Genomic DNA, 2767 nt, shown 5'->3' with positions numbered 1-2767 from the left:
AGACCCCACAGCTCTCTGGGAGGCAAAACTCCCAATGAGGTCTACACTGAGACCGAACCCTGCTCCTCCCGTCCAGGGTTAACGATGTCAGGGGCCAGAGCTGTCCAATAAAAGGCACCCACCTCAGTTCGCCCTCAAAGACCCCACAATGCCCAATTGTTGAGATAAAGGCCTGTAACTTGTTTCCAATCCAAATCTTGGATCAGTCAAGTGATTTGGAGCCTTTATGAGGCATACTTAATATCCATTCAAAAAGAGACGTCTGCTGCCGCCCCTCCGAACAAACAATAATGTCGATAGAATAGTTCTCAAAGAGTTGACGGCCGTGAAAGTCCTCGATTATCACCGATGAGCATGAGTGCAAATTCTTTGTTGTCGTTTTTCTTGCCCAGAATGTCTCCCAGTGTTTCGGGATATCCCTGCTGAAGTCTAATCTACCATTTGGGGAAGAGGATAGGAATTTTCCTCGCTGGTCGCATATCCTAAACTGAAGAAAGGTTGAATCAATATATATCAGTTCAAAGCGTACTTCCTCGCAGCCTAGGCGAGATTTAGCCGCCTCCTCATGGTTGAACTGTTTTTCAAAGACTGGAGTCCCGGATTTACTCATTAGCTTAGCTCCGCAATCAGTATTAATGAGTGACATCTGACCGGAGAGGCAGCATTCATTTAGGAGTATGTTTGCTTTTCTTTTCTGATCATCTGCAATTAAACTGAACACTCTATTAAATCGGCCCATAAAGTGTTCTTTGGAAATAACATCTATGGTTATCTGATCGTCTTCGTCAAAGGAGCATCGCCCAAGTTCTATTGCAAGTTCAGAAGTAGAGAGTGTATCAGTGAGATTTATATTCCTGCTGTCATGCAGGAACTCGGGAATTTGGCGCGCGGGAGCAAATATTGGGGTTCCATAATAAAGCGACTCTAAAATAGTGGGTCCTGATACAGGTTTCCCAAAGCCCAGAACAAATGAGCAGTCATGTAAGAGCTGTTGCCAGTCAGATCGTCCAAGCCTGCCAAGATTTTCAACGCCGGGAAGCTTGGATGATAGTTCACTGTAACACGAATAGAACTCAAATCCATAGACATCGTGCAAGCATCTAACTAGGCTCTCATCAATTAGAGCCGCTTCTTTGCCCCACAATACACCTCTCTTTTCGTATTTCACCTTATCCTGTCTTCCACATAGCTCACTCATGCAGAATCCTAGATAGGAGTTCTCGGCTTCGCCATTTTGTGGTGGCGGGAATGGAGTTAAGACTTGCTCCAGGGAAAGGGTCCTGCCGCTTGGGGCTATTCCCATGGCTGAGATATCTAGTCTTGTCTTTCCCCAATAGCAGACAGCGTATAGATTAGCCCCATGAGCATCAATTAGATATGAACTTACTGGTAGTGTGCGATAGTCTAAGATCAAGCGATAGTCGGTCCGTTCTAGCATGCAAATTCTAAGCGCCAAGACGAATGACTCTTCACTGGTGCACACGACAACTGGGTGGCCACGGCGGACAAGATGCCTTATAATACTTGAAAACCAAACAATTTCTCCCATATGCTTTTGGGTAAAGTTATGCGATAGCAAGTATTCTTTTAGCTGGGCACCTCTTGATTCGTAGAAAATAAAGGTAGGTTGTATTGCCATTGATTCTGAGTGGCGTCCTGTCGCGTTTGTAGCGATAGAATACTATCACTTTGGTCAGGGATGGCGATTAGGGTTTTAAGGGCAGCTCGAAAAATTGCCATTACCCAGGGTTCCTTGAGGAGCAACAAGCTCATTCTCTGCACCTGCAGATCCTCGTGATCGCTGACATCCATGTCCTCAAGGCGGAACGATTACCCCGCTACTGGATGATCAGACCGCCAGCCATGGTCTTGAGCAGCAGTGTATGCAACACAGGAAGTAGTATCTCAGATTACGCAGTCCCCACCAAGACATCGTTCTGGCCAGTCCAATTCGCCTTGTCAGCTTGCCGCGCAAGCCTGTGGTGATTGCACCAAAAACATGCTCAACCCTGGCCAGTACAGTTAATCGAACCTTGTTCCGTTCCTTGGCCTCCTTGCTCAAGGGATGGCAGCGTGAAACCTTTTCATGAATTCGACTCTCAAAACCAGCCACTTCCAATAGATCCTCAAAGCGCGCGCCTGCGTAGCCGGAATCAGCCCAGACGAAGTCATCTCTGTTCTCAGGATTAAGCCCCTGCGGGATCATCTGGCTGTCGTGAATATTGGGTGGCGTAATCGCATATCTGCGCATGAAGCCATGTTCAGCATCAATGCAGATGCCGTTCTTGTATCCATAGTGACTGATGCCGATTATCGTGACCCAGTGAGCATCAAGATCTCTCTGCCACAACCGTTCTGGCTTATCAAGCCATATGTCTGACTGCTGGCCTCGCCTGATGCCTTCGTTCCCAAACCGCGAGTTTCGCTCTTTGGGAACAGGGATCAGTGTGGCATCGATGATCTGCCCGCCACGCGCCTCCAGTCCCTGGAAGCGCAGGTGCTCCTCAAACCGTTCAAAAAGCTCATCGATGACACCCGCCTTGCGGAGCCGCACGCGGAAGAAAGCAATGGTGGTGGCAGGGCTGGTTCAAAGTCTCAGCATGGGTTGGGTTCTGGCCGTCGCCGTGCCATCGCCAGCAATGTCAGGCGACAGCGAAAACTGGACCAGATGCGACACGAAATCTGGCCCCCCTCCGCGAGCCACTGACCAGGCTCAGCGCCATGACCGCGGACCTGTCACCTCTGGAGCAGAGCTCCCGGGATGCGG

Annotated in this window: 2 protein-coding genes; both read right to left on the bottom strand. The window is 49.1% G+C overall.

The genetic code is table 11. The features are described 5' to 3' along the window. Positions 1-202 precede the first annotated feature (202 nt). Positions 203-1303, bottom strand: coding sequence for a hypothetical protein (locus KBY96_RS16200; protein WP_254980587.1), 1101 nt, complete (start codon positions 1301-1303; stop codon positions 203-205). Between the two features lie 546 nt (positions 1304-1849). Continuing rightward, entirely contained in the window at positions 1850-2554 is a 705-nt protein-coding gene (locus KBY96_RS16195) for a transposase (protein WP_254980586.1), read from the bottom strand. Positions 2555-2767: the final 213 nt, after the last annotated feature.

The sequence above is a fragment of the Cyanobium sp. ATX 6A2 genome (assembly GCF_024346355.1).
Classification (GTDB): domain Bacteria; phylum Cyanobacteriota; class Cyanobacteriia; order PCC-6307; family Cyanobiaceae; genus NIES-981.
Note: the sequence above shows the minus strand (reverse complement) of the source record. Positions and strands in the feature narration are given on the sequence as shown.